The organism is Leptospira wolffii serovar Khorat str. Khorat-H2 (assembly GCF_000306115.2).
In the GTDB taxonomy this organism is placed as follows: Bacteria; Spirochaetota; Leptospiria; order Leptospirales; family Leptospiraceae; genus Leptospira_B; species Leptospira_B wolffii.
This window is the reverse complement of record NZ_AKWX02000004.1, coordinates 561,071-585,994: the sequence shown is the minus strand read 5'-3', so window position 1 is coordinate 585,994 and position 24,924 is coordinate 561,071. Positions and strand designations below refer to the sequence as shown.

At 46.5% G+C, this 24,924-nt stretch carries 21 protein-coding genes; 17 read left to right on the top strand and 4 right to left on the bottom strand.

The annotated features are described in order from the left end of the window. Positions 1-24 precede the first annotated feature (24 nt). Both LEP1GSC061_RS02700 and LEP1GSC061_RS02695 read right to left on the bottom strand, forming a co-directional pair. Positions 25-498 carry a putative lipoprotein gene (locus tag LEP1GSC061_RS02700; RefSeq protein WP_016544126.1) on the bottom strand — a complete coding sequence of 158 codons (474 nt, stop codon included), beginning with the start codon at positions 496-498 and terminating at the stop codon, positions 25-27. 93 nt (positions 499-591) lie between these two features. Further along, on the bottom strand, positions 592-2,511 hold the full coding sequence (locus LEP1GSC061_RS02695) for a glycoside hydrolase family 36 protein (protein ID WP_016543849.1): 1,920 nt from the start codon (positions 2,509-2,511) through the stop codon (positions 592-594). A 199-nt stretch (positions 2,512-2,710) separates the two neighbouring features. Here LEP1GSC061_RS02695 and LEP1GSC061_RS02690 point away from each other — a divergent pair, with 199 nt between their 5' ends. The 10 genes from LEP1GSC061_RS02690 (at position 2,711) to greA (ending at position 14,889) form a co-directional block, all read left to right on the top strand. Beyond that, complete coding sequence (locus tag LEP1GSC061_RS02690) at positions 2,711-3,349, top strand: ribonuclease D (protein ID WP_016543905.1); 639 nt, start codon at positions 2,711-2,713, stop codon at positions 3,347-3,349. Next, complete coding sequence (gene radA, locus LEP1GSC061_RS02685; RefSeq protein ID WP_016543673.1) at positions 3,346-4,716, top strand: DNA repair protein RadA; 1,371 nt, start codon at positions 3,346-3,348, stop codon at positions 4,714-4,716. The genes LEP1GSC061_RS02690 and radA overlap by 4 nt, the downstream gene beginning before the upstream one ends. A 221-nt stretch (positions 4,717-4,937) precedes the next feature. Next, positions 4,938-5,945, top strand: coding sequence for an LIC10775 family protein (locus LEP1GSC061_RS02680; protein WP_232218347.1), 1,008 nt, complete (start codon positions 4,938-4,940; stop codon positions 5,943-5,945). 91 nt (positions 5,946-6,036) lie between these two features. Continuing rightward, positions 6,037-6,861 (top strand): hypothetical protein, encoded by an 825-nt coding sequence (locus LEP1GSC061_RS02675; RefSeq protein ID WP_016543415.1) that lies wholly within the window; start codon positions 6,037-6,039, stop codon positions 6,859-6,861. 333 nt (positions 6,862-7,194) lie between these two features. Further along, positions 7,195-7,434 carry a PurA ssDNA and RNA-binding domain protein gene (locus LEP1GSC061_RS02665; RefSeq protein ID WP_016544163.1) on the top strand — a complete coding sequence of 80 codons (240 nt, stop codon included), beginning with the start codon at positions 7,195-7,197 and terminating at the stop codon, positions 7,432-7,434. 34 nt (positions 7,435-7,468) lie between these two features. Further along, complete coding sequence (flaA2, locus tag LEP1GSC061_RS02660) at positions 7,469-8,179, top strand: flagellar filament outer layer protein FlaA2 (RefSeq protein ID WP_016543792.1); 711 nt, start codon at positions 7,469-7,471, stop codon at positions 8,177-8,179. A 23-nt stretch (positions 8,180-8,202) separates the two neighbouring features. Continuing rightward, positions 8,203-9,144 (top strand): flagellar filament outer layer protein FlaA1, encoded by a 942-nt coding sequence (gene flaA1, locus LEP1GSC061_RS02655; RefSeq protein ID WP_040507992.1) that lies wholly within the window; start codon positions 8,203-8,205, stop codon positions 9,142-9,144. Between the two features lie 285 nt (positions 9,145-9,429). Next, positions 9,430-10,053: a hypothetical protein gene (locus LEP1GSC061_RS02650; RefSeq protein WP_016543856.1), complete on the top strand. Its 624-nt coding sequence runs from the start codon at positions 9,430-9,432 to the stop codon at positions 10,051-10,053. A gap of 509 nt (positions 10,054-10,562) precedes the next feature. Continuing rightward, complete coding sequence (locus LEP1GSC061_RS21365; protein WP_016544142.1) at positions 10,563-11,555, top strand: SGNH/GDSL hydrolase family protein; 993 nt, start codon at positions 10,563-10,565, stop codon at positions 11,553-11,555. Between the two features lie 556 nt (positions 11,556-12,111). Then, positions 12,112-14,889, top strand: coding sequence for a transcription elongation factor GreA (gene greA / locus LEP1GSC061_RS02630; RefSeq protein WP_016543372.1), 2,778 nt, complete (start codon positions 12,112-12,114; stop codon positions 14,887-14,889). A gap of 97 nt (positions 14,890-14,986) precedes the next feature. On the opposite strand, the gene LEP1GSC061_RS02625 is transcribed toward greA, so the two are convergent. Then, positions 14,987-15,451 carry a hypothetical protein gene (locus LEP1GSC061_RS02625; RefSeq protein ID WP_016543682.1) on the bottom strand — a complete coding sequence of 155 codons (465 nt, stop codon included), beginning with the start codon at positions 15,449-15,451 and terminating at the stop codon, positions 14,987-14,989. Between the two features lie 16 nt (positions 15,452-15,467). After that, entirely contained in the window at positions 15,468-17,288 is a 1,821-nt protein-coding gene (locus LEP1GSC061_RS02620; RefSeq protein ID WP_084680457.1) for a M23 family metallopeptidase, read from the bottom strand. Positions 17,289-17,379: 91 nt separating this feature from the next. On the opposite strand from LEP1GSC061_RS02620, the gene lptE reads away from it, so the two are divergent. The 7 genes from lptE to LEP1GSC061_RS02585 all read left to right on the top strand — a co-directional run bounded on the left by lptE (position 17,380) and on the right by LEP1GSC061_RS02585 (position 24,813). Continuing rightward, positions 17,380-17,931, top strand: coding sequence for an LPS assembly lipoprotein LptE (gene lptE / locus LEP1GSC061_RS02615; RefSeq protein ID WP_016543942.1), 552 nt, complete (start codon positions 17,380-17,382; stop codon positions 17,929-17,931). 156 nt (positions 17,932-18,087) lie between these two features. Beyond that, positions 18,088-18,576 carry a Fur family transcriptional regulator gene (locus LEP1GSC061_RS02610; RefSeq protein WP_016543845.1) on the top strand — a complete coding sequence of 163 codons (489 nt, stop codon included), beginning with the start codon at positions 18,088-18,090 and terminating at the stop codon, positions 18,574-18,576. Then, positions 18,573-19,697: a tRNA guanosine(34) transglycosylase Tgt gene (gene tgt, locus LEP1GSC061_RS02605; protein WP_016543947.1), complete on the top strand. Its 1,125-nt coding sequence runs from the start codon at positions 18,573-18,575 to the stop codon at positions 19,695-19,697. The genes LEP1GSC061_RS02610 and tgt overlap by 4 nt, the downstream gene beginning before the upstream one ends. Before the next feature lie 69 nt (positions 19,698-19,766). Continuing rightward, positions 19,767-20,102, top strand: a complete 336-nt coding sequence (locus LEP1GSC061_RS02600) for an STAS domain-containing protein (protein ID WP_016544043.1) — start codon at positions 19,767-19,769, stop codon at positions 20,100-20,102. A gap of 53 nt (positions 20,103-20,155) precedes the next feature. Beyond that, the gene (locus tag LEP1GSC061_RS02595) at positions 20,156-21,763 is read left to right on the top strand and encodes a lipoprotein LipL71 (RefSeq protein WP_016543907.1); all 1,608 of its coding nucleotides are present in this window, start codon (positions 20,156-20,158) and stop codon (positions 21,761-21,763) included. A gap of 105 nt (positions 21,764-21,868) precedes the next feature. After that, positions 21,869-22,780, top strand: a complete 912-nt coding sequence (gene nadC, locus LEP1GSC061_RS02590; protein ID WP_016543839.1) for a carboxylating nicotinate-nucleotide diphosphorylase — start codon at positions 21,869-21,871, stop codon at positions 22,778-22,780. Next, on the top strand, positions 22,780-24,813 hold the full coding sequence (locus LEP1GSC061_RS02585) for a RelA/SpoT family protein (protein WP_016544147.1): 2,034 nt from the start codon (positions 22,780-22,782) through the stop codon (positions 24,811-24,813). Before nadC ends, LEP1GSC061_RS02585 begins: the two co-directional genes overlap by 1 nt. Positions 24,814-24,924: the final 111 nt, after the last annotated feature.

Here is a 24,924-nt window from a genome sequence, read left to right as displayed (position 1 = left end):
GCCTGTAAAAATCGAACGACAAGTTTAGAGGGAGTTGTATCCTTTTTCGAGAGCCTTAGCTACGAAAGGACGGTTTGCCGCGAAAGGTTCGGAGAAATTCTTGAATTCTTGGATCGGCATTCCGGCCTTTTTCAATCCTCTTCCTATGGAAACATAGGTGGATTCGGAGGATCTCCAGTTTACGATTCCGTTTTTAGAGGCGAGTTCCGCGAGATCCGATTCGAACTCTGAGGAAGCGGGACCGTTTTGCAGATAGAAAGCGGTAAGAGTTTCCACTTCTCTCTTGTAGGCCTTTTTGTCGGCCGCCTCGTCTGCGGAAGAAGAGGAAACGGAAGATACAACCGAAGTGATGGACTTGGAGAGACTTTCCGCCGAATCGGATGATTTGGAAACGGATTGGGATACGGAAGCGATGAAATCCAGAATGAAGCAGTTCTGGAAGGAGAAAAGAACGACCGCCAAAACGATCAGTCCGAGACTTTTTTGAAAAGATTTCATTGTGTGAAACTCCCTATTGCGGTTTTCCCGAAACGAATCGGGAAGAAAATTTCCGACACGCAGGGGCAATTTTGGGCTCGAATTCGCAGAGAGTCAACTTTGTTTTCCGGAATGTAGGACCACCGTGGACCAGGGTTCCAGAGTGATTCGGAGAACTTTCTTTTTGGAATCGATTTCCAAACTTTCGGGAGAAGTTCCGGTCCAGTAGTCGATCCGATTCTTCTTGTCCCAAGGAAAGAAAAGATCGAGCTGGAGTTCCTTCTTCTCGTCCGATGGGTTCCAGATTCCCAGATATCCTGCGGGATTGTATATCGCGTTCGGAAAGAAATCCTGCCCTAGGCCGAGTGGTAGGGGAGTCTTGTTCCTACATTTCGCTTGTAATTGCAGCGTATTCTTGAGTAGATCTTCCCTTTCCTGGGAAAGAAGCGCGAGTTCGTCGGACACGAATAGCATTCCTCCGGAGACTCCCATGACGCTCGCCATGATTTTAGTCTGGCCTTCCGTCATCTTATTCTTCTTCTGACGTACTAAGAGGCAATCCGGGTCGTTGTACCAAAGAGTGCGGTGGGTGGAGGCTCTGGTGATATCGTTGATAAGGGCTCTTTCGGTGCACAAACCGTTTCTATCTTTTACTAGGATTCTCGTTTTTTCTCTGTACCAGAAAGGGGCCACGTCGCAGGAAATCCTCATCGCGTCGAAGAGTCCCACGGAGGGAAGAATGGGCGCCCCGCATCCTAGTAGGAAAATGTCCTTACCCGCGACCTTCCGAATCAATCGAATCGCGTCCATATAACGAGTATGAGGTGATACGCTTCTGTCGTAGGTCCAGCCGGGAAGAAGCGCCGAATAAAGGAAATCCAGCTTGAGGTATTTGTATCCGTAGTCTTTTACGAAAGTCTTAATTACGTTCGCGAGAAATTCCTTGGAGGCCGGATGGGTCACGTCCAAGGTATAGGTATAATCCGCTCCCCAATTCGGATTCCAAAGCGCGGGAACGGGATTGCCTTCCCTGTCTTTGAGGACAGCTTCCGGAAATTTCTGGAAGAATTTGGATTTTTTACGAACCAAAAAAGGAGCGAGCCAAATCCCCGGCATAAGCTTCTCGGAATGGATCGCTTCTGCGAGCAATTTCATTCCTCCCGGAAATTTGTCGTTCGTTTCCAGCCAATCCCCGATTTCCAGTTGGTATCCGTCGTCTATCTGGAATACCTTCACTCCCAGATTCTTGGTTCTTAATTCCTTTAAATTTTGTAGGATGATTTTCTCGGAAATTTTAGTGAAGTAATGATACCAGGAGCACCAGCCTGTGGGGACGGGTAATTGGGGAAGTTTTACTTTTAGATTTTTACCCAGCTCGGAGAAATAGTTTTTCAAAAAGACCGCTTCTTCTCCTTTGAAGGAGGAAACTCGGATCTGAGTAAGGGGCATCTTATTCCCTTTGAAATCCTCGAACCGATATAGATCGTAAACTACGCGAATGTTTCCGCCGAGGAATTCTTTCTTATTGTTCGAAGAATCGGAGAATACACGGAACTTGACTCCTTCTTCTCCTTTGGAAATCGCCCCTGCGAAATATTTTTGGTCGCCGGACTCCGGAAGAAGAATGACGAACATTTCGGAAATCCATTCTCCTTCCGTTCCGGAATGTTCCGAATATATATTCTCCTGGGAATATTGTAAGAAGGACAATTTGGGGGAAACATCCGCGGCCTGGATATCCTCGGAATGAGAAAGGCTCCAAGACTGGTAACCGTGCCGGAAAATTTTTCCCGAAGAGATCTCGTGAGAAGGGAGTTCCCACTCGAAGGTCAAAAGTTCGAGGCCTGCCTGGGGTCTACGTTCTCCAATCCATTCTATTATGGGAGAATAAGTGGATTTGCCTGCGGTCTTGACGCATTTAAAGAAGAAGCGATAGTTTCCGCAGTCGCTTATGCATTCCGTTTTTCCGGCAAGGAACTCGAAACGAGATTCCTGTTTTTCCTCATAAATACGAGTGCTAAGGATGGCTTTCATTCTGAATTCCCGGTTCTAAATAATACTTCTGTAGAATCTTACCGTTTCCACCGGTTTCCGTTCAGTTCCGGAAATTACAAATAGATACGGAATTTATGACGATGGTTTACCGATTCCGGAGTTAGAAAAGGAAAAAATCCCCGTTCTAGTCCGGTCTTTTCTTGCGGACCGGGAAGCCGAAGCGGATTATTTTGGCTTTATGGCATCCAACCGAACGAACGCAAAACCGGACCTATTTCCCGGAGATCTTTCCGAAGAAAGAATGAAAGAGTATCTTACAGACGATCATTTGGCAGTGGATTGCGAAATGATGGGACTGAATCCAAGAAGGGACAGACTCTGCGTTGTCCAGATCTGCGATTCCAAAAACAGAGTCAGTTTGGTCCAGATTCTTCCGGACCAAACAGAGGCTCCTCGCATCCAAAGTCTATTCGAGAATCCGGATATCACTAAGATCTTTCATTTCGCTCGTATGGATACTCTCTTCTTAAGATATAGACTAGGGATCCGGACCAAAGGAGTTTTTTGCACCAAGATCGCATCCAAACTCGCGCGCACTTATACGGATAGACATGGACTCAAGGATATCATCCGCGAATTCTTCGACGAGAATCTGGATAAAAAAAACCAGTCTTCGGATTGGGGAGCGAAAATTCTCACAAAGGATCAGATAGAATATGCGTCCGGAGACGTTTTGTATTTGATTTCCCTTCAACAAAAGTTAAGCCAAATACTCTTGCGGGAAGGTAGATACGAACTCGCGCAGGAAGCATTCTCTTGTCTGCCTGTATTCAACCAAATAGATTGGTTGGAAATGGAGACACTCTTCGAACATTGAAAAAGAAGATTACGAAAATCTTTCTCTGCCAGGCTTGCGGACAGGAATTTCCTCGCTGGGCAGGCAAATGCGATTCTTGTGGTAAATGGAATACCATTGTAGAAGAGTCGGGGGGAGATCGTTTTTCCGCAGCTTCTACTTCTTTTAAAAAAAGCGCCGTATACAAGGAGCCGGTTCCGGTGGATTCGGTTCCGGAGGACGATACCAGAAGACTCGTCACAGGACTCTCTGAGCTGGATTTGGTTTTGGGAGGAGGGCTTGTTCCTGGAAGCTTGATCCTAGTAGGCGGAGAACCGGGAGTCGGAAAGTCCACATTGATCTTGGAGATTAGCCGCAGCCTAATCTCCCAAGGATGCAAAATTCTTTATATATCCGGAGAGGAATCCTCTTCTCAAGTAGGCCTACGAGCCGCGAGAATGGGAGTGCTTTCCTCGCAACTTCTTCTCTCCTCCGAGACCTATGCGGAAAATATTTCGGCCATGGTGGAGGACATTTCTCCGGATATCGTATTCGTAGATTCCATCCAGACTCTGACTCGAGAGGCTCTGCCCAACCAAGCCGGAACGGTCACTCAGTTGAGAGAATGTACTCAAGTATTATTGGAGACCGCAAAGCGCACCGGCATTCCCATCTTGATGACCGGTCATATCACCAAGGACGGAGCCATTGCAGGACCCAAGGTGTTGGAACATTTGGTGGATACCGTCCTGTATTTCGAAGGGGATCGTCTGAATTATTTCCGCCTTCTAAGAGCCGTGAAAAATCGATTCGGGGCGGTGGGAGATCTTGCCGTCTTCGAAATGACAGAGTCTGGACTTAAGGAAGTCAAGGACAGACAGAGAGTATTCATCAGTTCCTTGACCGAAGGAAAAAGCGGATCCGTAATCAGTTCCGTCTTAGAGGGAAGTCGAGCATTGAGCGTGGAAGTTCAGGCCTTGGTAAGTAAGACCAATTATTCCATGGCGAGAAGAATGGCGGAAGGTCCGGATACAAGGAGACTCATTCAGCTTGCGGCGGTAATCGAAAAATATCTGGGTCACACATTGTCTCAATGCGATATCTTCGGAAACCTGGCGGGTGGATTGCAGATAGACGAGCCCGCATTAGACCTGGCAATTTGCGCTTCTATTCTCTCTAGTTTTACGGATAGACCGGTTCGAGCTCGCGCCGCCGTTTTGGGAGAAGTAGGACTTTCCGGAGAAGTTCGTTCTGTCGGTCAGGTATCCTTGCGCTTAAAAGAATTGAAGGGAATCGGAATGGAAGCCGTTTATCTTCCTAAAGGAAATCTTCCCGAGGTCGAAAAGATTCCTGGGCTGGAACTTGTGGGAATCAATTCTTTAAAGGAATTAGAAGGTATATTTCGTTGACCCTCGATGTAATTTTCCCTTTGGGGAGATCACTCTGGACGTTGCCCTTGGCGCAATGATGAGTAACGGACGTGTTCTATAAAAGTGGTTCTTCAGGTCTTTGGGTGAGATATATCCGGACTATCCTCGCGGGTTCCCGAGTGATTTTAGCGACGCTAAAATCGTATCGAGGAAACCTAGTATTCTTCACTTTTTCATGGATTCTACTGTTTCCGGCGGCTATGTCCTCTCAAGAAATCGATCCTTTGCTCCGTCAGCCTTGGTTTAGCGACCAGGAAAAAAAGGAGGAGATCCTACACAATCGGCTCCAGTCTGCCTTCCGTTTCAGTGCGCATTACGTCTGGAAGACGGATTCTAGAGGCAGAAATTACCGATTTTATAAGGACGGAAGAGTCGAGATCATCTTGGATAGGGATTATAGAGAGGTTTTTCCTGCGAGTGGAGAATTGGATCTGCATTATAGCGAGGCCGAGGCTCTACAAAAACACGGAAATCCCTATTCTGCGATCCGACTCTTGAAGGGTTCTTTGCTCTGTTATAAAACCAAGTATGGAAAGATCGTTCCGGAAGCTTATGAAAAGACTGCAAGGCTACTCGGTAAATATCTGGGCCATTATTCTCATAAGGAGAAGGAACTCCAGCGCCTAACGGATCCTTTCGGTTGTTGGGATCCCAGCATATTGAGGATTCGAAGTAACGATTTCGCTTATTCCTTGGATTTGGATCCCGAGTTTCGATATCTGTTCCCGGACCAGGATCAGGAATTTTCCGGAGAAGATTCCGATTATCTCTGGCAGGTGCATCGATTCTATAGGGACCTCCCCGCGGAGAAGGAACCTTCTACATGGGATAACGAATATAGGAAGAATTCGGAAGGCATTCTATTTTTTCGACCCGACCGATTTGTATTTACGATAGGCACTACCTTGCATTATCATTCTTCCGTGATCGATTCCAAGAATTACTATTGGATCTGGGATTCCTTGCGGGGGATCAATCCTAGAACAATGAGAGAATGGAACTATCTCCGAAAGAAAGAAGGAGACGCGTACAGGACCGTATTCGATTCCGTGAGTCCGGACGGTCGTAAGACCCGAATCGTCCTATGGGAAGGGTTCTATTTGAGAGGGGGGAGGGGGATCATGTTTTCCTTGGCTTTTCCGGAAAGATTCGAGGGCCAGGCGGCAAAAATCTGGAGTAGATTTACTTCCTCCGTCGTCGTAGAATAGATGGATTCGGATCCGAAAAAGATTTCGGGTTTTTAGTGAGCATCGATTCACAATAAGACCTTAGCTCCCGGACCGGATGGGAAAGAACCCTATGTTTGCATTAGTCAAAAACTGGGAAAACCAAAGGCCGAAAAGACCGGAGCCTCCTTGGAGGATTTTGGGTCTCGGACTTTTATTCGTAAACGGAATGGCCGCGCTTTTTTTGCCAATCGGCCTTTTCGGATCCGTATTTTCCACGGTCGCTTTTTTAGGATTTCTATTTCTTCCCTTATTCTTTCTAACGCTTAGGCTCACGAAGCAGTATGGAAATGCGATCTTCTTCGCTCTGTTTTTGGGTTTTCTCTCCGCTCCTCTCTCCGGATTGTATTTAAGCCATGCCTTCGGATTCTTTTTGGGACTCAGAACTCCGGAACAAACCATCATCCAAACCGAGTCCGGGATCTTCCATGTTAGGATCGTTCAGCTCAAGAATTTCTATTTTCTTTATAAATACCAATCCAGGGTGACGGCCACCACGAAGGCCAAGGCTCCGGGATCCATTACGAAACCTTTATACTTCCATGTGGCGCCGTGGGTTTCTTCCGATTGGAAGGAGGGGGATCCGGTTCTGGCCTGGGCCGCCTGTCCCCAGATTTCGGATTCCGTATGCGATTGGGAAAAGGAGAGTCCGAATGTAGGAGAATCGCTTTCTTCTTCCGGGCTTTACCCTTACTATCTGGAAGCGGTACAGGAGGCAGGAAAGAAATACGGATTCGATATTCCTCCCAAACCGAAGATATTACTCCCTCTTTCCGATCCCCAAGGAGCACTGATCAAGACGGGGGTTTACGGGATTTCGGGGCTTTTGGCCCTGAATTATATCTGGATCATAGGTATTCTCATCTGGCAGAGAAGAAGGAACTCCTCGGGGCAATGAGATTTCAACCAAGGATCCGACTTCTATCGGCCTAGTTTCACTCGTTTCTTTCCAGAAGAATGGCCTGGATTGCCTCCGAAGTTCGAACTATGTCTCATTCGAGATCGATTTTCTCCCATTTTGGTAGGAAGACCAGCATCTTTCCCGAAAGATTCCGAAAAATGGCCTGGGCGGGTAGGTTCCCCGATTGGATCGGTTCTCGGCGGAGAAAAGGAGGCCTTTTTCTAAAAATCTTCGCTTTTTTAGTCGGTACGCCAAAAAACTTTTTACTTGGCTAATTTTGGAACTTAGACTACCGATATTTATACACAGAGACGGGAAGGAGAAATCTATTTGGACCCCGAAATCCTTACGGAGAAGGTCGCGACTCAGAACAAGAAGTTCTTAGTAGATCTAAAACGCAACGAGAACGGTTACTATTTAAAAGTTTCCGAGTGGTCCAATAGCAAAAAATCCTCCATCTTCATTCCTGCCGAAGGAGTCGGCAGAATGATAGAAGTTCTTCGCAAATTCCAAGACCTGATTCAGGACGGGGAACTGAGCGAAGCGGACTTTCCTCCCTCTCAGAATTAGATAGGATTGCACTAAATCTTTAGGAGATATTCTCATGGGGAAAAAGACGTACTTTTTTGCTAGCGTTCTCTTTTTCTTGGCTTTAACCGGAACATACGGTCAGCCTGCAGGAGGGAACCAGGGCGGTCAGGCACAAGGCCAACCGGATCCCCTGGAGAAAATTGTTCTCGAGAACTTCGAAGAATCGGAGGACTGGAGAGCTAGGTCTACTACCCCTCTGGGAGAGACCAAGACTCTCAAGATGGTCCAGAGAGGACTCATCCGAGACGTATTCGACGAGAATACCGTACCGGATAACGGGGGAGACCAACTCGAGAAGAATCATATTCTCGGAATTAAGACCTATTATAACGACCGCGGTTTCGATCGCGTCGAAGTGTTTCCTCCTCACGAATACGTGATCAAAGGAAAGGCTCGTCAGGTTTCTCTTTGGGCTCTGGGAAGAAAATTCCGCCATACTCTCTTCGTAAAGTTGAGAGACTATAAGGGAAAAACCCATAATATCCGTTTGGGTCGCCTGGATTATTTCGGTTGGAGAAAACTCACCGCAACCGTTCCGGGATTCGTTCCTCAAAGTACACGTTTCGCATTATTGGATAAGAACCTCAGATTCGTATCTCTGTTCGTGACTAGCGACGTTCATGAAGTGGGAGGAAGCTTCTACTTTTACGTGGACGATTTGGAAGTTCGTGCCGATAAATCTGATACGAAGTATCCGGGTTCGGAAATCAAGGACAACTGGTGATCTTCCGGTATAAGGATTTACTCATGAAAAGCCTGAGCAAACAATTCAAAATCACTGCGTCTCTCGCACTCGGAATCTCCGCGGTTCTTCTGATCGGAGGAGTCAGCGCGCAATACATCAAAAAGAAGAAGGGCGGGATCGAATCTCCTACCGGAATCGATGTGAGCGGAATGGAATTGCGTTCCATCACCGTAGAATCCTGGGACAATCCTCCCGGTGCAGCTCCTTATGGTTGGGAAGTCACCACAGATAAGGATACTCCGGTTCCACAAGGCCAAACGGCAGCGTATCAACCTGTCGCTTCCAATGCTCAGGCATTGAGAGAAGTAAAGCTGATCAACGGAAAGCCCGGCGATATCAAGAATGTGGACGCAACCAACGGTAAGGTCTTGGGAGTGAAATTCGGTTTTACTTTCCCCGGAGAAAACTCGGTTACCATTCGTCCTCCTCGTACTCCGGAATACGAAATCACTCGTAAAATGGCTTATCTGGACGCGAACAACAAACGCAAAGAATTCAAAATCTACGGTGTGGAATTCCCCGGTATCGTTAAAGCGGTTTCCGTTTGGGTTTGCGGTCGTGGAAACGAGTACAATTTGGAAGGATGGCTGGAAGACTGGAAAGGCGATGCCCATATCTTCCAATTCGGAGATCTGGACTTCATCGGATGGAGACCTCTTACTTTCGAAGTTCCGGTAGCGGTTCCTCAGGACGTAAACTCCTTCCCTCAGGTAAAGACTCTTGTATTCAAACAATTCAAGATTCGTTCCCGTCCTGATACGAGCGGTGAGACGGTATATCTCTTCTTCGACGAGTTACGCGTTCTTTCCGACGTATTCGAAGTTCACTTCGACGGAGCTTCCATCGATTTCGATGCGGAAGATTGCCGTTCAAAACGTAAACTGGACAAAATGTTGAAGGTGAAAGCCGAGAAAGAATGCGAAGGCGGAAACGGCGGAAAATAAGACCGGTCCCAAATTCTAAACTTTCGGAAAAACGCGGGATGTTTCCCGCGTTTTTTATTTGTCCCTCGATCCCTCGATATAACGCTTCCGCGTTTACTCGGGATTTACTCTGAGTATATTTACCGATTTTTGATCATTTCTTTTCTCGTATAACAGCTGCTATAGGTTTCTCAAACGGAACTAATATTCCGCTCTTGTAATATTTCTCTATTGACAATGTAGAAATATTCTATTTCAGGATATTTGTAGATCTGCGTAGGTTGCAGATTCCTGGCGGAAATGCAAATGCGAAGAATTTTGACCCGTGTCCTGCTATGTCTTTTCGTTTGGAGCTGTAGTTTGGATTTAAGCTTAGGCATGAGAACCAAAGCTTTCGTGCGTTTTGAAAGGGCCTTGCTCTCCTGGAAAATTTATGAAACAAGCGTTCTACAACCATCTATCCTGGAAATCCAGGCCTTAGAAGCATTGGAGGAACAACTCACCGAAACCGGCTGGAACCAACCGGAGGAAATTCAAAAATCCGCAAATCTACTCTCGGAGACCTTTTCTTTTCCGGGACTTGCTCCGGGAGAGTTGGAAACAGATCTCCAATCCTGGGAGGAGGGAAATTTGGTTTGGCCTAAACGGATCTCTCCGGTTCAATTAAGGGAAATCAGAGACATTCACCTAACACAAATGAGTTCTTATTATACGGAACAACTGAGCGGAATCCAGAAATCGACTGCGGAAGAACGGCAATCTTTAAAATTGAATGTGTCCGCGGGGATTTATTTGTATAGTTATCTACAAGAGGCGGATCAAAGAGACTCATCTATGGATCTCGAATTCCAAAAGGAGAATTTGCAATGGCTGGTTCGGATCCGAGAAGCAGTGATCCGGGAGCAGATGCGCAGGGGAGAAGAACTATGATTCGAATGCGATCTTTTTTATTGATCCTATTAGCCTTGGGTGTTCTCGGCTGTCCGACAAAGGAAGAGGAGGGAGACCCGAACGGATTCTTGCAGTATTTATACGTACTATACTTGGACGGTGGGTTCAATCCGAAGGAATACTTCTGTAGGAATGTGAATGGAAGTATCGCGAATGACCAAGAGGTTACGACGAATGAAGGCTTGGGAATCAAAAAGGGCCCCGGGCCTAATGGGACAAATATAGAGCTTACACTACTTGATAGCAGTGGTTGCCATTTGCGAGCGCTCTTGTATTATTGTGATTTTTTTGATAATGCTTTCTTATATCCGCCTTCCGGCTCCGGTACTTGCAATATAGGAGGGACGGTTATCGGATCGGGGAATCAGCTGAATTGCACGATTTATCCATCCTCTTATTATAGATACGCTTTACGTGTTATTCCTGAAGATAGCTCCAACCTATACTCAAGCTGCAGCTATAGCATTAAGGTAACGGATTTTTGAAATATGAAAAGATATGTTTTACTTTGTTTTATCACGATCTTTGCATCGAATCTTACCGCCCAGGTGTATTATGAAGGCAATGGGCGCCAATTGGATTGCGATACCATGCAGGATCAAATAAGTCCCTCTAATTACATTCAATATTTGCAATATGATTCCAAAACTACGGTCACTATGTATGGAGACAGCCGTTCCGATTTTGGCGATTTTCCCCCTTATAATTATACCAATATGAATGCCTTGGTTGGCGCGGATATTGTAAATTGGAATGTACAGAATTTCGGAGTGGCTGGTTGGACGACTTCTGATTTGATTGATCATTTATTAAAATGCTTTGTAGTGTTTCCGAATGGGAGCCCAGTAAACCCGAATTACATCACCGCCAACAAGGTTGCCTTTGAAATCGGGGGAAATGATATGTACTATGCTTCCCCCTTTTTTTATGTGGCGCCCTGGCTTGTGGCAATGGCCGTAGAGAGAGCGAGAACGAATGTGGAGAGAATCATCAGCGTGTTCCAGCGTAGGAATAAGAAAATCCTACTCATCGGAAATTATCCTGCAGGCGGTATAGTCAGCCAAGGAAAGAATTTTTCGGAACCGTTGAAAACTCCTCTATTGAGTCTCGGGTTCGCGACTTCTCTCGGAATGGGGGCATTGGAGGGATATTACCCGGAGATGTCTAGTCGTAGGCAGATCGAGTACTTACGCGTTTGGGATGAGCTTGCTTTGTTTCCCGGGGCATTGGTTCCCAGGGCGGACCTTACTTTTATCGATCTGATTCATCCGAGCCCGGCCGGATTCCAGGTATGGGGAAGGGCTGTCGGGAATAAGTTTCGCAGTTTGGGTTGGCATGTTCCGGATACTCTCCCCGAGGCGCCTCCACCGGATATAGACGATACGATCCCGGACGGCACCATCAATCCGACGCCACCACCACCTCCTCCGCTTTTGGATCCGCTCCTTCTCTGCTTTTTGCTGAAGATTTGCCATCAATAAGAGTCTGATTTGAAAATTCCGAATGGAAAGGCTGGAAAGGAAATATAGAAAGAAGATTTCATTTCCATTCGTATTTCGCAGGGTAGGGTCTCTAAGGGAATATTTTGTGTAAATTCGACAAGTATTCTCCCTGCGACTTGAATGGCATTTGCGAATATTGGCTCAGGAAGCTGCATTTGTCAGATTTGAAAAAGACGGTCCAGTGCCAATGGCTCTGTAAAACTCAAGAGGAATTTTCCCACACCAGGTCCGCTTGGAGCAAACTCGAGGGAATTTTTCTCAGAAAAGGGGACTCCAGAGCGAACTTGGAAAATCCATTACCAGAGGGGTTGTTCTGAGTAGCTCCGGAGAAATTCTCCCGCCAAAGGGGGCTTGCCCCGAATGATTTTCGTGAAGCGAAAATCGTATCTAGGGGCGACAGGGCCCAAGGGCCAAATTCTGGTTTACGTATAACCCTTTGCTGCTATAATTGATTTAGAAAGGGCTTCCACAATACAAAAAACCGCCCATCCGAACCAACTTTTGAATGCCGAACCCAATCGGCGGAGTAATTCCTATGTCTAACGAAACTGCGACAACCGCGGAAACTAAGCCTGCCAGCGATTTGGACAAGCTGACCTCTCTTTTTAACGAGGAGATCTATGTCCGCTCAGACGCAAATTCCATTCCTGCATCTAAATTTAAAATCTACGACGATCTTATCGAATCTTTTCAATCCGCAGGAATCCTGGACGCTGCAAAGGGCAAATTAGAAGAGCATTTGCAGGATCACCCGGAGAGTATTTCGGCAAGATATTTGCTCGGGATTTTGGGTCTACAAAAAGGCAGCATCGATGCGGCGACTTATTTCAAAAATCTTTTGGATTCGTTCAAACAGGCGAGCAAATGGGTTATCATCGAGCATATCACCGATAATATCCTAAAATACGGTGAGGATCGTTATGCACTCCGTTTCAAGGCGGAGGCCTTGGAAAAGCTCAAGAAGAATAAGGAACTCAAACCTGTTCTCGAAAAGCTCGCCAAGCAGGACCGTAAAAATCCTGAAATCGCAAAGAAATACGCATTAGCTATCTTAGAAGAAAACAAAGAGAGGGCGGTAACCTACTTAAAGCAGGCGATCGAGACTTTCGCTAAGACCAAGGATTATATCCAATTCGAGGAAATCTGGCCGATCTTCGTTACGAATAGCTACGACGATATCCAATTCGTAGAAAAGATAGAGCGTATTCTTCTCGGACACCGTGAAAAAACCAGATTGGCCGGGTATCTTTATCCTTTAGTAGAGCCTTTTAAAATCACCGAAGATTGGGACAGAGTTATCTATCTACTCAAGAAGATCCTGGATCACGAACCGGTATCCAATAAGGCCCGTAACGAACTCATCCGAGTATACAAACTGAAATATGCCAACCATAGCTTGCTGGAAGACTTCCTCAAGATGTCCGAGTTGGGAAATAACAGAAAACCGGTCAAGGTATGTATCTCCAACTTCGAGAGAAACATCGTATTCGACACCGGCAACTACGTTCTTCACAGAAACTGGGGAGTCGGCAAGATCGTCTCCATTTCGCCTAACGGAGATTCCATCTTCGTCGACTTCAAAGACAAAAAGAATCATAAACTTTCCATCCAGATGGCGATTACGAGCCTTAAGCCTTTGAAAGGGGATCATATCTGGGTGAGATTCTACGAAGACAAGGCCTCCGTGGTAGACTTATTCGAGAATGACCTGCCCGGATTCTTCAAGGAACTTCTGACTTCTTTCGAGAACCATATGCTTGTCGCCGACATCAAAGGGGAGATCGCAGGCAAGTTCGTTCCGTTAGCAGAATGGTCTAAATGGTGGAACAAAGCCAAGAACGTTATCAAGAAAGAGGACAACCTAGGTTTCAATCCTAAGAAGAAGGACGAACTCTGGTATCGCGAAAAGCCCATCACCTTTGCCGAGGAATTGACGGAGAAATTCAACGCGAATACCGATCCTTCTAAGAGATTGGATATCGCAATCGAAGCGCTTCGCAACAAGGAAGAGGCAGAGAGCGCGGTGGATACTTTTGCGCATCATTATTTCGAAGAAGAGCAAACTCACGATCCTTTCCGTAAGATCGTGGCGTATCTGTATCTGGACGAGGTCGCTTCCGTCATGGAAGGAGAGGACGGAACTCCTTACGATTTCCAAAGATACCAGAAGCCGGACGATGTGGCGAAGATCATCAAGTCCCTGCAAAGAGACGAGCTTTTGGAGTTTTCTTCCAAGATTACCAACCTGGATCTCAAGAAATCCTTCGTGGATCTGGTAAAAAAATACCATTCCGATTGGGTCAATATTCTTGTGGGTCTTCTATTCGAAGTTCCCGTTAAGAATAACAAATACATCGTTTCCGTTCTGGAAGCGGACGGTAAATCCGCAGAACTGAATTTGTTCATCGAAACCGCGACCAGTCGTGCCAAGGAAAACCCCGAGGTATTCCTATGGGTAGCTAAGTCCATTCTCTGGCGTACTTGGGAAGAAGAATGGATGCATATTTCCAGACAGGATCTCATCCTGAGAGTTTTGCGTCTTCTCAAACCTCTGAACAAAATAGAGGAGAAGGGGACCAAGCTCAAGAATATATGCCAGGAAATTCTCTTCGGAAACGATGCTGCGGTGATTTCCGAAGCCATCCAAAACGGAGACTCCGAATATATCCGTAAAGTATATGCTCTCTATCGCGAGGTTCCTTATATAGAGGAAACCGAGAAAGATAGACTCATGTCTCTCATTCGTTCTCTAAAACCGGATCTAGTCTGGGAAGACGAGGATGAAGAAGACGAAGACGAGGATGTTCTCGCAAGAATTCCGGAGAATGCGGTTCTAGTCACTCGCCGTGCCTTGAATCTGAAAAAGGCCGAGTTCGAGCATTTGGTCAACGTGGAAATGTTGGAAAACTCCCGAGATATCGGAGAGGCTCAAGAAAGAGGGGACTTACGGGAAAACGCGGAATACAAGGCAGCTATGGAACGTCAGGTCCAACTCCAAGCTCAGATCAAGAAATTGGAAGCGGAGCTGAAAGGCGCAATCGTATTGGATCTATCCAACGTTAAAACGGACAGAATCAATATCGGAACCACGGTCAAACTCAAGAACGAATCCAGCGGAGAGTCTCTGTCTTATTCCATCTTGGGAGCATGGGACGCGGATACGGAGAGAAACATCATCTCCTACCAATCTCCATTGGGTAAATCCCTGCTCGGAAAGAAAGTTGGGGATACCGCTTCCTTGAATCTGGGCGGAGCCGAAACCAAGTTTAAGGTATTGGAAATTTCCAGATACTCTCTACAAAACCAAGATTGATCGAATCTCCGATCCATCGAAATCTTCGAAAAATCCTCGCCCTAAAAAGCGGGGATTTTTTATGTCCGAGGTTTTTTGGTATTAGATCTTTCTCTTATTAAAGGGATTTTTGTTTTAGAAGAACGGCTTTTTCGATTCTACCGCAGCGCAAATTGTCGTTTATTAATACTTGGATTCCTTTCTGTAATCTCAGAAATTCGTTTTCGTTTTCGAATTTATCGGAAGATAACTCGGCAAGTTGGCCCGATGTGGAGAACCAGAAAAAATTCTCCGCCGTCTTCAATTCCTCATCCAGCTCCGTTTGTCCTCCCTCATAGATCAAAGTAAGTTCATACGATAATACTTTCCTGTCGGAAGTGTTAAATTGAAGCGGTGCATCGAATTTAAACGTCTTGGGGTGTATAAGTTGGACACTTTCTTCCGAGAGAATGCCCATTTTGAATTTCCAGAGTTTATAGAAATCGCGAACGTTGTAATAGATGGCGGTGAAAAACAAAACGGCGAACAGTATCCAAAAAGGTATGACTACCGAGATGATTATGAATTTTAATTTTCGATTCATGAGAATTTCGAATTATTTAGATTTCCGAAAAACGGATCAGATCCGTGAACCAGTCCGAAATATTCCCCGCTCTGTCCTTGATTCGAATCTGTAGGAAGAGTTTTCTTTTCCAGTTCGCAAAAGATTTGGGAAAATGCAATATTAGCATTTTTCTATCCGCGTCGAATTCGCTCGGATAAGGTTCTCCTTCGAGTAGTACTTCCGCTCCTCCCGCGTACCCGGAACCCAGATCGGAAATAGCGTACAATCTTTCTTCCCAACCTTCTTCTTCCGCGCCTTTTACCCTTCTATGACGGGTGATAAGATACGGATGACTTACCATGGGCTTGGCTTCGTCGGTCAGTACCGCAAGCACTCCCAACTTTGTAATCATGCTAACCGGACCTTTTTGCCTAAGCGCGGACCAACGATTGGCCGCCTTGTCGAAGATATAGATACCGTCTTTTCGTCCTAGGGCTATCCCTCTCCATTGGAGTTCCGCTTCTCCCACCCAAGAGAGATCCGAGGATTCCAATTCATAGGCGATTCCTTTGGATTTCAGTCCTTCGGGAAGAGGTAATTCTTTATTCAAGTCCGGAATGGTTCTGAACGTTAGCTGTCCTTGCCCGTAAGTTGTTTTGGCGGGAGTTTTGATTCTGAGCAAACCGTCCAAGGAGGAGAATTCCGTTTTCGTCGGAGAAGGTTTTTTAGAAGAAGAAGCGGTTACTTCTATTTCCAGAGGGAGGGAGGAAATATTACCAGCATGATCGGAGGCTTTTAGTAGGATTTTTGCCGTGCTACCTACAGGATAATTCTTCAGGTCTACGCTAGGTCCCTTTGTGGGAAACAAATTGTAAACGTAAACGGGAGGATTCAGAGAAGAACGATTGGAATCGAAGATATCTTGGTGGTTTCTCGCCTCTTCGTAGCTCATCCCTCTAAAGGATCTTTCGTAAAGGGAAACTCCCTCGGAATAGACTCCCGCAAAGAAAAGATTATTCTTATTCTTGGAAGTCATGAAATCATAGGCACCGATCCTAAAGCGGATTCCTCCTCCTAATTTCAATTTTTGGTCTTCCGGAATGGAATAAACTCCTTCCGATTTTTTTTGGAGAGGAAGACGTAACTGGGTTCCGTCTTCGGCGTCCACATACAGTAAGAGTAGTTCGGGAGAATATCTATCCTTTCCCCGGAGAGGAAGATAGGGAAGAGGGTTCAAGGTTCCGTTCGGTAAATGCAATTCGAAATGAAGATGACTGACTCCTGTTCCGGATTCTCCCAGTCTAGCCAACGCCTCTCCTTTGGGAAAAGAGAACCAGTTCGGAGGAAGTTTAACTTGGAATTCTCCTCCGCTGAGTAGAAATAACGCTTCGCGTAGTAGTTCCAGATCCTTTCGGATCCCTTTCAAATCCAGCAAATGCGCGAATTTAGCCTTGAGATTGGATGCGGAAGATTTTACTACTAAGTTCAAACCGTAGCCTTTTTGGGACTGACCGATGGACTCCACCGATCCAGCAAACGGAGCCAATGCGGAAATTCCGTTTGCATGGAAGGTCTTAAAATCGCAGCCCATATGAAGGTGGTGGACCCGGTATTCAGCATAAGATCCCGAGATGGGAGTCTCCCATTCCATGGGGAAACCCAAACCTCCCAGATCGTCCAACACTTCCGGACTTAGATCATCCCAAACATTCTTCTTAGGTGGGATGGGTTGGGGGGGAATGCTGGAAATGGAAGTGATTTTAGAATCGTTTTCTCCTCCCCGTCTCTCTCCGTTCGGTACGAATAAAATTAAGAAGAATAGGCCGTAAAGTATCAGGGAGAATCGGCCCCTCGTATCTTGGAAAGATTTTCCCATTTGCGAATTCAGGATCGATTCCCCCAAAATGTAAAGCAGGAATCCCTGAAATTTTCTTGCTCCCCCGATCCTTAGGAAGAGCCTGAAAGATATGCGGTTTTTTGCCAGGGCATCCTTTCTACTTCTTCTATTTTCCTGCTCTTATTTTCATAGAGAGCCCGGAAATCCGCCCAAGATAGACGGGATTCCCATCCCGGACGAAAAGCGTACCGTCTATGTACAGAATTTTAGAAACAATTCCTACGGGATAGGAATGCATACCATGCTTTCGGATATGGTAAAGCAAGAGATCAATTACCGGGGAAGGTTCATACAGACTAGGGAAAAATCCCAGGCGGCTTATAGGATCTATGGAGAGATCAGTCATTACCAACAAGTCGGAGCCCTTTTGGACCAGGGAGGGCAGCAACTCAGCAAGGAAATGTTCGTGGTTTGTAGGGTAGAATTGCAGAAGGCAGGAGGAGAGAAAATCCCCTTGGAAAGAAGTGAGATCCCTGCGAGGATCATCTATTCGGATCAAGTGGGTTTCATAGAAAGTGAAACCCAGGCCCAGGCTAGACTCTTGAGAATTCTCTCCGTCCGTATCGCGGAGGAAATGGAAAGAGCCTGGTATTATTCCATAACGGGCAAAATCGACGACTAAAGCTTCCAATCCTTTGGAATCATTCGGGTTCCCGGCGCCGAAATTTAAACTTGAAAATTCCGGTATCTGAGCCCTTATTTGAAAAAGGCAGATCGATTCCCGTGATTTTCGGTCTCGATCCCAAGACGACGACACCGAACCGAACTCACATAAAACATGAACAAAGACAGAGAAGCCGAAATCCTTAAGACCATAAACGACTCCATACGGATGGAGATGAAGACCTTTGCCGATTATTTGCAAAAAAAAGGTCTGAAGATCACGAGCCAAAGGATGTTGGTGGCGGAAAGGATATTTTCCCTCCATAACCATTTTACCGCGGAAAGTCTCTTGGAGGAATTCAAGGATCAGAGGGATAAGATTTCCAAGGCTACGATCTATCGTATTCTCTCTATCATGGTAGAGGCCAAATTATTGCAGGAGCATAATTTCGGTCAGGATTACAAATACTACGAACATATCATCGGACATACGCATCACGACCATATCATCTGCATAGACTGCGGAAGAATCGTAGAATTCGTAGACGAGAGAATCGAGCAATTGCAGGAGCAAGCTGCGGCTAGTAACGGATTTAAGATCACCGGTCATAGTCTGAACATTTACGGTTCCTGCTTGGATCCTGCTTGCCCGAATAAGAAATGATATTTCGCTCCGGAGTCCAGGACCCCGGCTCTTATGCTAGAACTGGAACGCTTTATCTAAACGGAATAGAAATTCCGACGCCAGTATTCATGCCGGTAGGTACTAGAGGAGCTATCAAGTCTCTGGATTCCGACGATATAGACGACCTAGGTTTTGAACTCATTCTAGGAAACACATACCATCTTTATCTTCGCCCGGGAGTGGAGGTACTACGCAAGTTCGGAGGGCTCAAGAACTTCGTCTCGTACAAAAAGGCTCTTCTGACTGACAGTGGGGGCTTCCAAGTTTTCAGTTTGAATTCTCTCGTAAAATTTCGCCAGGAGGGAGTGGAGTTTCGATCCCATATAGATGGGAGTCCCCATTTTTTTACTCCGGAAAAGGTGATCGATATCCAAAGAGAGATAGGTTCGGATATCATGATGGTGTTAGACGATTGCCCTCCGGGAGACGGAGATATCGCTCGGGTCAAACAGGCCTTGGATCGGACGCATCGTTGGGCGGAAATCGCTGCGGATTATTGGCAAAAGGATACTAGAGGTCAGAATCTTTTCGGAATTTTCCAAGGTGGAACCAATTTGGAGCTCCGACTGGAGAGTTTGGAGAAGATTCGTTCGCTTCCTTTTTCCGGAATCGCGATTGGAGGACTCTCCGTAGGAGAGCCTCGGCCCGATTTCGTACGAACCATGGAAGGAATCGCTCCTCATACGGACAGATCTCGGCCTCTCTACCTCATGGGAGTGGGAACCGTGCCGGATATTTTGGACGGAGTACGGAACGGAGTGGACATGTTCGACTGTGTTCTTCCGACTCGGAACGCTAGGAACGGGCAGGTCTTCACTTCTAGAGGAAAAGTCAATCTCCGAAACGAGAAATGGAAGTTCTCGGACGAGCCCATGGACCCGGAATGCGACTGCAGAGTCTGCAAAAGATACAGCATCGGGTATATCAGACACCTGCATCATGTGAAAGAACTGAGCGCCTTCTCACTCAGCACGTATCATAATTTGAATTTTATGAAAAAGTTCATGACGGATCTCAGAGAATCCATCTCCGCCGGTACTTTTTCCGAGTTTTTCGCTAAATGGAAAAATTTGTACGAAACAGCGGAAATTTCTCGTTGACTATATAGAGAATGACCCCCCTATTGTAGGGTGGTTCAAATAGATATATAAAGGAGTTGCTGATTTTTTATGGAAATCACCAGAAGGGAAAGCGGTAACATCGTAATTCTGGACATTAACGGGGAGATCGATTTATACAACGCCCCGGAAATTAAGGATGTGATCGCAAAGCTCATTGAAGAGCAGAAATACTATACCATTATCAACCTGGAAAAGGTCTCGTATATTGACTCATCCGGGATCGGCGCTCTGATTTCCAGCCTCTCGAATTTAAAGAAATATCAGGGAGGACTTAAGATCATCAATGTCGCGGGTTCCGTGCGCAAGGTGTTCGAGCTTACTAAATTGACGTCTTTCTTCGAGATCTTTGATAACGAGCCGGACGCAGTCGCTGCCTTTAAATAAGAATTAAAGGCGAGTCCCATAAAAACGATCCCTCTATCTTTGGTGCAAATAAAATGAAAACTTTTCGAGCTATCTCGCTTCCCTCGCTTGCGTTAGCAACCCTTGGTTTCTTAGTCGCTTGCGGGTCGGAACTCCCCGTCAAGGAATTGGCGGAGGCAAAAACAGCAATCACTCGGGCAAAGGAAGCGGGAGCGGAAAGATACGCTTCCGGAGAATTCGAAGAAGCTCGTAAAAGTCTTTTAACCGCTCACGAAAAAGCTTCTAACGAGGACTTAGGAGAAACCAAGAAAAGCGCGGAGTATGCTAAGAATAAAGCCTACGACGCTCTGGAAAAATCCTATCCTCAGTTGACGGACGAGTCCAAGAAGCAAGCGGGAGCGGCGATCGACGAGGCTGACGAGGCGTATGCTTCCCAGCTTGCGGCGGAACCTTTCAATAATGCGGTAGAGCTCAAGAAAGAAGGGGATACCCTCCGTGATAGCGCGGATCGCACTCTCGAATCTTACCCGAAAGAATCCAGCGACGACGCAAAACTGAAGACTCGTCTGGCAGCTTTCGAACAATACGAGCAAAGCAATAAGAAATACTTAGATTCTAAGAAATCCGCTGCGGACGCAAAGGCGTTAGCTCTTTCTCAAAAGCAGCAATTGATTGATTCTTTGGCCGACATCGAGAAGAATCTAGACGATGCGGATCGTTATGCCGGTGGACAGGATCCTGAAGTCGCTCAGACTAGAGATCGTCTGAATGCGGCCAAATCCAAAATCGATTCCGGAAAAATCAAAGAAGGTTATTCCGAAATCGATGATATCCGCAAAAAATCGGCGGAGCTAGTCGCAAAAAATATCCAATCCTATGCCGCTAAGAAAAAGCAGGAAGCTAAGGATGGTATCGGTAAGGCTAAGAATAAACTGGCCGGAATCGATCAATCCAAACTGAAATCCAGCAAGGATCTACAGACTTCTTACCAAAGAGCGGATGAAAATCTGAAGGCAGCCGACGAGTCTTTGGCTTCCGCTGAGGAATTATACACTTCCGAGAAATATGAAGATTCCATCGCAAGATCCGAAGAGGCGATCCGTCTCTCTCGTATCGTAGTGGATCAATCGGACGATATCGCGGAAAGAATTCGCACCGGCAGTTCCGTTGCAGGCCGTAAAGGTTCCGGAGAAGAAGGGACCGAGGACGGTTCCGGAAAAACCAAAGGCGAAGGAACGACTACCAGCACTTCCGGATCCGGAGAACTTCCCGAGGGTTGGAAGAAATACGTAGTTCGTAAGAAAGTTCCAGCGGATTGTCTCTGGAGAATCGCGGCTTACAAACAGCATTACGGTACTTCCAAGCTTTGGAGAAGAATCTACGAGGCAAATAAAGGCAAAATCCGTAACCCGAATCTGATTTATCCGAAACAAGTTCTCTTGATTCCTCCTGCTAAGGGATCGACTAAATTCGATCCTAAAAAGGCGCCTAAGAAAACTAGCGGAAGCGATAAGGTAGAGGCGGTCACCGAGGACAAGAAGAAGGAAGAAGCTCCTCCTGCAAGCACTGATGCTCCGGAAGAAGAGGATACGAATCCTACTCAGCCGGAACAAGAAGACCAGCCGCAACAGGATGTACCTCCTAGCGATTCCGGAGACCAAGAAGCGGAAGAAGACCGCTGATCGAAATTTTAGCAACTCACTGAATTCGAACTAAAATGGCCCGGAGTTTTCCGGGCTTTTTTTTTGAAACGGGTTCGGGATAATTCCGCTTGATTCACATTTTCCATGAGAAAGACTTTCCGTAACGGTGAAACGAAAGTGAAACGGGCTTATACCAAGCCTATATCCCAATTGACGGAAGAGGATTATTTTCCTCTGGCAAAAATGGCCTGGGACGAGGATTGCCCGGACCAAGATATTACATCCGTTTCCCTTTTTCCTCCGGACAAAAAGGCCGTCGCCAATTTGAACGCAAGGGAAGAAGGGGTTCTTTGCGGAAGGGGGGTCTCAGAGGTTTTGGCCAAACTTTCCGGGGGAGATTTGAAATTCGATTTTCGATTCTCGGACGGAGATAGATTTCACGCCGGAGATACGATCGCAATCATACAAGGTTCCCTTCTCTCTTTGCTTAGAGTGGAAAGAATCCTTCTAAACTTCCTACAATATCTTTCCGGAATCTCGAGTACGACTAGAAAGGTGGTGGATCAATACGGATCCAAGGGTATCATGATTTTGGATACCCGTAAGACTCTACCCGGTTATAGAAAGCTCGCTAAATACGCGGTGTATTGCGGGGGGGGCTCCAACCATAGATTGGATCTTTCCGAAATGGCAATGATCAAAGATAATCATCTAGCGATGTTCGAAAGCGCAAAAATTCCGGTAGGAAAGATACGAGACGGTTTTCCCGGTAGGCTGGTCGAGCTGGAGATCGATTCCTTGGAGCAGTTGGAAGATGCGCTTAACGCGGAGCCCGATGTTTTGATGCTGGATAATTTTAGTATTCCGGATACGAGAACCGCTTATAAAAGGTCGAAGGAAAAAAATCGGAACATTCTTATCGAATGCTCCGGAGGTATCACTCCGGAAAAATTGGAGGCCCTCTCGGAATTTCCGGGAGTTGGAGTGAGTATGGGATACCTGACGCATACTACTAGATTCTTGGATTTGGGTTTGGACATACGGACTGATAACTGATGGGATTTATAAAGGCACCTGCTACAAAGGAAATGCTCTTCGAAGGCGTTCGAGACAGTATGGGACTCGACGCCCTGGAATTGGTCGAGAAGGCATATAAGGTATCGGACGAATCCCACCATGGACAATTCCGTCTTTCGGGAGAGCCTTATATCGTTCACCCTCTCCAAGTCGGCTTTATACTCTTCGAGTTGGGTCTGGATGAAAAAGTCATCGCGGCGGGGATCCTCCATGATGTGATCGAGGACACCAAATACACCCGGGAGGAAATGGTCCGGGATTTCGGAACGGAGGTCACCCAACTAGTGGAGGGAGTGACCAAAATCTCCGAGATCAAGAGTCAGTCCAGGGAGACCGAGGCTGCGGAAAATATACGTAAAATCATCATCGCAACCATCCAGGATATTCGGGTCATTCTCATCAAGCTTGCGGACAAGACGCATAATATGAGAACTCTTTCCTTCCAACCTCCCGAAAAGCAGAGAAGGATAGCGAACGAAACGCTTTCCTTATACGCGCCTATCGCAGGTCGTCTCGGTATCTATTCCGTAAAATCCGAATTGGAAGACCTTGCCTTCCAGGTGATTTTTCCGGACGATTACCAGGACATCAAGAAGCGGATCAACGTTAAGAAATCCGAACGCGAAGAATATATCGAAAAATTGCAGCTCATCCTAAAACAGAGGCTCGCGGAGATCCAAATCAACGCCGTGGTGGAGGGCAGGGCCAAGCACTTCTTCTCCATTTATAGGAAGATGAAAACGAAGGAAAAAACCTTCGACGAAATCTTCGATCTGAGAGCCATTCGAATCATTACGGACGAGATCAAGGATTGTTACGGTGTATTAGGAATCGTGCATACTCTTTGGTCTCCCGTTCCGGGAAGATTCAAGGATTATATCGCCACTCCCAAGACCAATATGTACCAGTCCCTCCATACGACCGTTATAGGTCCGGACGGAAAACCTTTGGAGGTACAGATTCGCACTTCCGAAATGAATGCGATCGCTGAATACGGAATCGCAGCTCACTGGGTATACAAAGAAGGAAAGACTCATGCGAATGAAAGACATCTCACCGTAAAATGGTTGGAGGTCTTACAATCCTGGCAGGATTCCGCCTTGGATCCCAAGGAATTCTTGGAAGAACTGAAATACGATCTGCACGAGGACGAAGTCTTCGTCTTCACTCCTAAGGGCGAGATTATACAGCTGCCCAAGGGGGCGACCGTCTTGGATTTCGCTTTCAGGATCCATACGGATGTCGGACTGCATTGCAAGGGAGCGAAGATCAACGGACGAATGATTCCTCTTCGCACGGAATTAAGGAGCGGGGACCAGGTAGAAGTGGTTGTGGACAAAAGATCCAAGCCTTCTCCTATCTGGCTCAGAATCGTTAAGACTCCTTCCGCTCGTCAAAAACTAAGGGCCTATTTCCGAAAACTCAGGGAAGAGACTCATCGGGATCTGGAGCAAGGGGCAGAACATGCGGGAGAGCTTACGCTTAACGCGGAGGTTCTGGAGGAACTCAAGAAAAAGCCTGCCGAAAAAGCCGCTAAACATGTGCAGCACCAGGGTCAGGCAGCAGAAGGAAGAATTCTAGTTGCAGGGCTCAGGGACATTCCAGTACGTCTTTCCGGTTGTTGTTCTCCTCTCCCAGGAGATCAGATCATCGGATTTGTGACCCGAGGTCGGGGCGTTTCCATCCATAAGAAGAATTGTGCCGTTGCCCTTAAGCAAAGAGAAGAAGAGCAATTGCGTCAGATCAGTGTGGATTGGGATTACGGTCAAACCGAACCAGTTCCGGTCCGATTGGAAGTGAAGGCAAGGGATCGCCAGGGGATTTATCTGGAAATGGTGAAGAGTATATCTGGCACCCAAACCAATATACTGGAAGCCGGCGCCTCCACCGTGCAAAAGGATACTCTTATGGCCCGTTTCATGGTCGAGGTGGAACATTTGGATCAATTGAAGGAGATCCTAGGAAACCTGAAAAGAATTCCGGATGTTGTATTCGCCCACAGAGTGAAGTAGCTTTTCTCCGGAAAAATTCCCGTTCGAATGTTATTAAGTTTGCCTGGATTTCGCTTTTTTCCGAAACTTTCGAACAAGATAGGAATAAGAGGTGTCCTTTGGATCTTTTTA

What these genes read in the sequence shown, in the direction of transcription:
- LEP1GSC061_RS02675 (WP_016543415.1), top strand. Translation starts at nt 6,037, where the DNA reads ATGTTTGCATTAGTCAAAAACTGGGAAAACCAAAGGCCGAAAAGACCG.
- LEP1GSC061_RS02650 (WP_016543856.1), top strand. Translation starts at nt 9,430, where the DNA reads ATGCGAAGAATTTTGACCCGTGTCCTGCTATGTCTTTTCGTTTGGAGC.
- lptE (WP_016543942.1), top strand. Translation starts at nt 17,380, where the DNA reads ATGCGGTTTTTTGCCAGGGCATCCTTTCTACTTCTTCTATTTTCCTGC.
- nadC (WP_016543839.1), top strand. Translation starts at nt 21,869, where the DNA reads ATGAGAAAGACTTTCCGTAACGGTGAAACGAAAGTGAAACGGGCTTAT.
- flaA2 (WP_016543792.1), top strand. Translation starts at nt 7,469, where the DNA reads ATGGGGAAAAAGACGTACTTTTTTGCTAGCGTTCTCTTTTTCTTGGCT.
- LEP1GSC061_RS02610 (WP_016543845.1), top strand. Translation starts at nt 18,088, where the DNA reads ATGAACAAAGACAGAGAAGCCGAAATCCTTAAGACCATAAACGACTCC.
- flaA1 (WP_040507992.1), top strand. Translation starts at nt 8,203, where the DNA reads ATGAAAAGCCTGAGCAAACAATTCAAAATCACTGCGTCTCTCGCACTC.
- greA (WP_016543372.1), top strand. Translation starts at nt 12,112, where the DNA reads ATGTCTAACGAAACTGCGACAACCGCGGAAACTAAGCCTGCCAGCGAT.
- tgt (WP_016543947.1), top strand. Translation starts at nt 18,573, where the DNA reads ATGATATTTCGCTCCGGAGTCCAGGACCCCGGCTCTTATGCTAGAACT.
- LEP1GSC061_RS02600 (WP_016544043.1), top strand. Translation starts at nt 19,767, where the DNA reads ATGGAAATCACCAGAAGGGAAAGCGGTAACATCGTAATTCTGGACATT.
- LEP1GSC061_RS02595 (WP_016543907.1), top strand. Translation starts at nt 20,156, where the DNA reads ATGAAAACTTTTCGAGCTATCTCGCTTCCCTCGCTTGCGTTAGCAACC.
- LEP1GSC061_RS02695 (WP_016543849.1), bottom strand. Translation starts at nt 2,511, where the DNA reads ATGAAAGCCATCCTTAGCACTCGTATTTATGAGGAAAAACAGGAATCT.
- LEP1GSC061_RS02700 (WP_016544126.1), bottom strand. Translation starts at nt 498, where the DNA reads ATGAAATCTTTTCAAAAAAGTCTCGGACTGATCGTTTTGGCGGTCGTT.
- LEP1GSC061_RS02585 (WP_016544147.1), top strand. Translation starts at nt 22,780, where the DNA reads ATGGGATTTATAAAGGCACCTGCTACAAAGGAAATGCTCTTCGAAGGC.
- LEP1GSC061_RS21365 (WP_016544142.1), top strand. Translation starts at nt 10,563, where the DNA reads ATGAAAAGATATGTTTTACTTTGTTTTATCACGATCTTTGCATCGAAT.
- LEP1GSC061_RS02690 (WP_016543905.1), top strand. Translation starts at nt 2,711, where the DNA reads ATGGCATCCAACCGAACGAACGCAAAACCGGACCTATTTCCCGGAGAT.
- LEP1GSC061_RS02620 (WP_084680457.1), bottom strand. Translation starts at nt 17,288, where the DNA reads ATGGGAAAATCTTTCCAAGATACGAGGGGCCGATTCTCCCTGATACTT.
- LEP1GSC061_RS02625 (WP_016543682.1), bottom strand. Translation starts at nt 15,451, where the DNA reads ATGAATCGAAAATTAAAATTCATAATCATCTCGGTAGTCATACCTTTT.
- LEP1GSC061_RS02680 (WP_232218347.1), top strand. Translation starts at nt 4,938, where the DNA reads ATGTCCTCTCAAGAAATCGATCCTTTGCTCCGTCAGCCTTGGTTTAGC.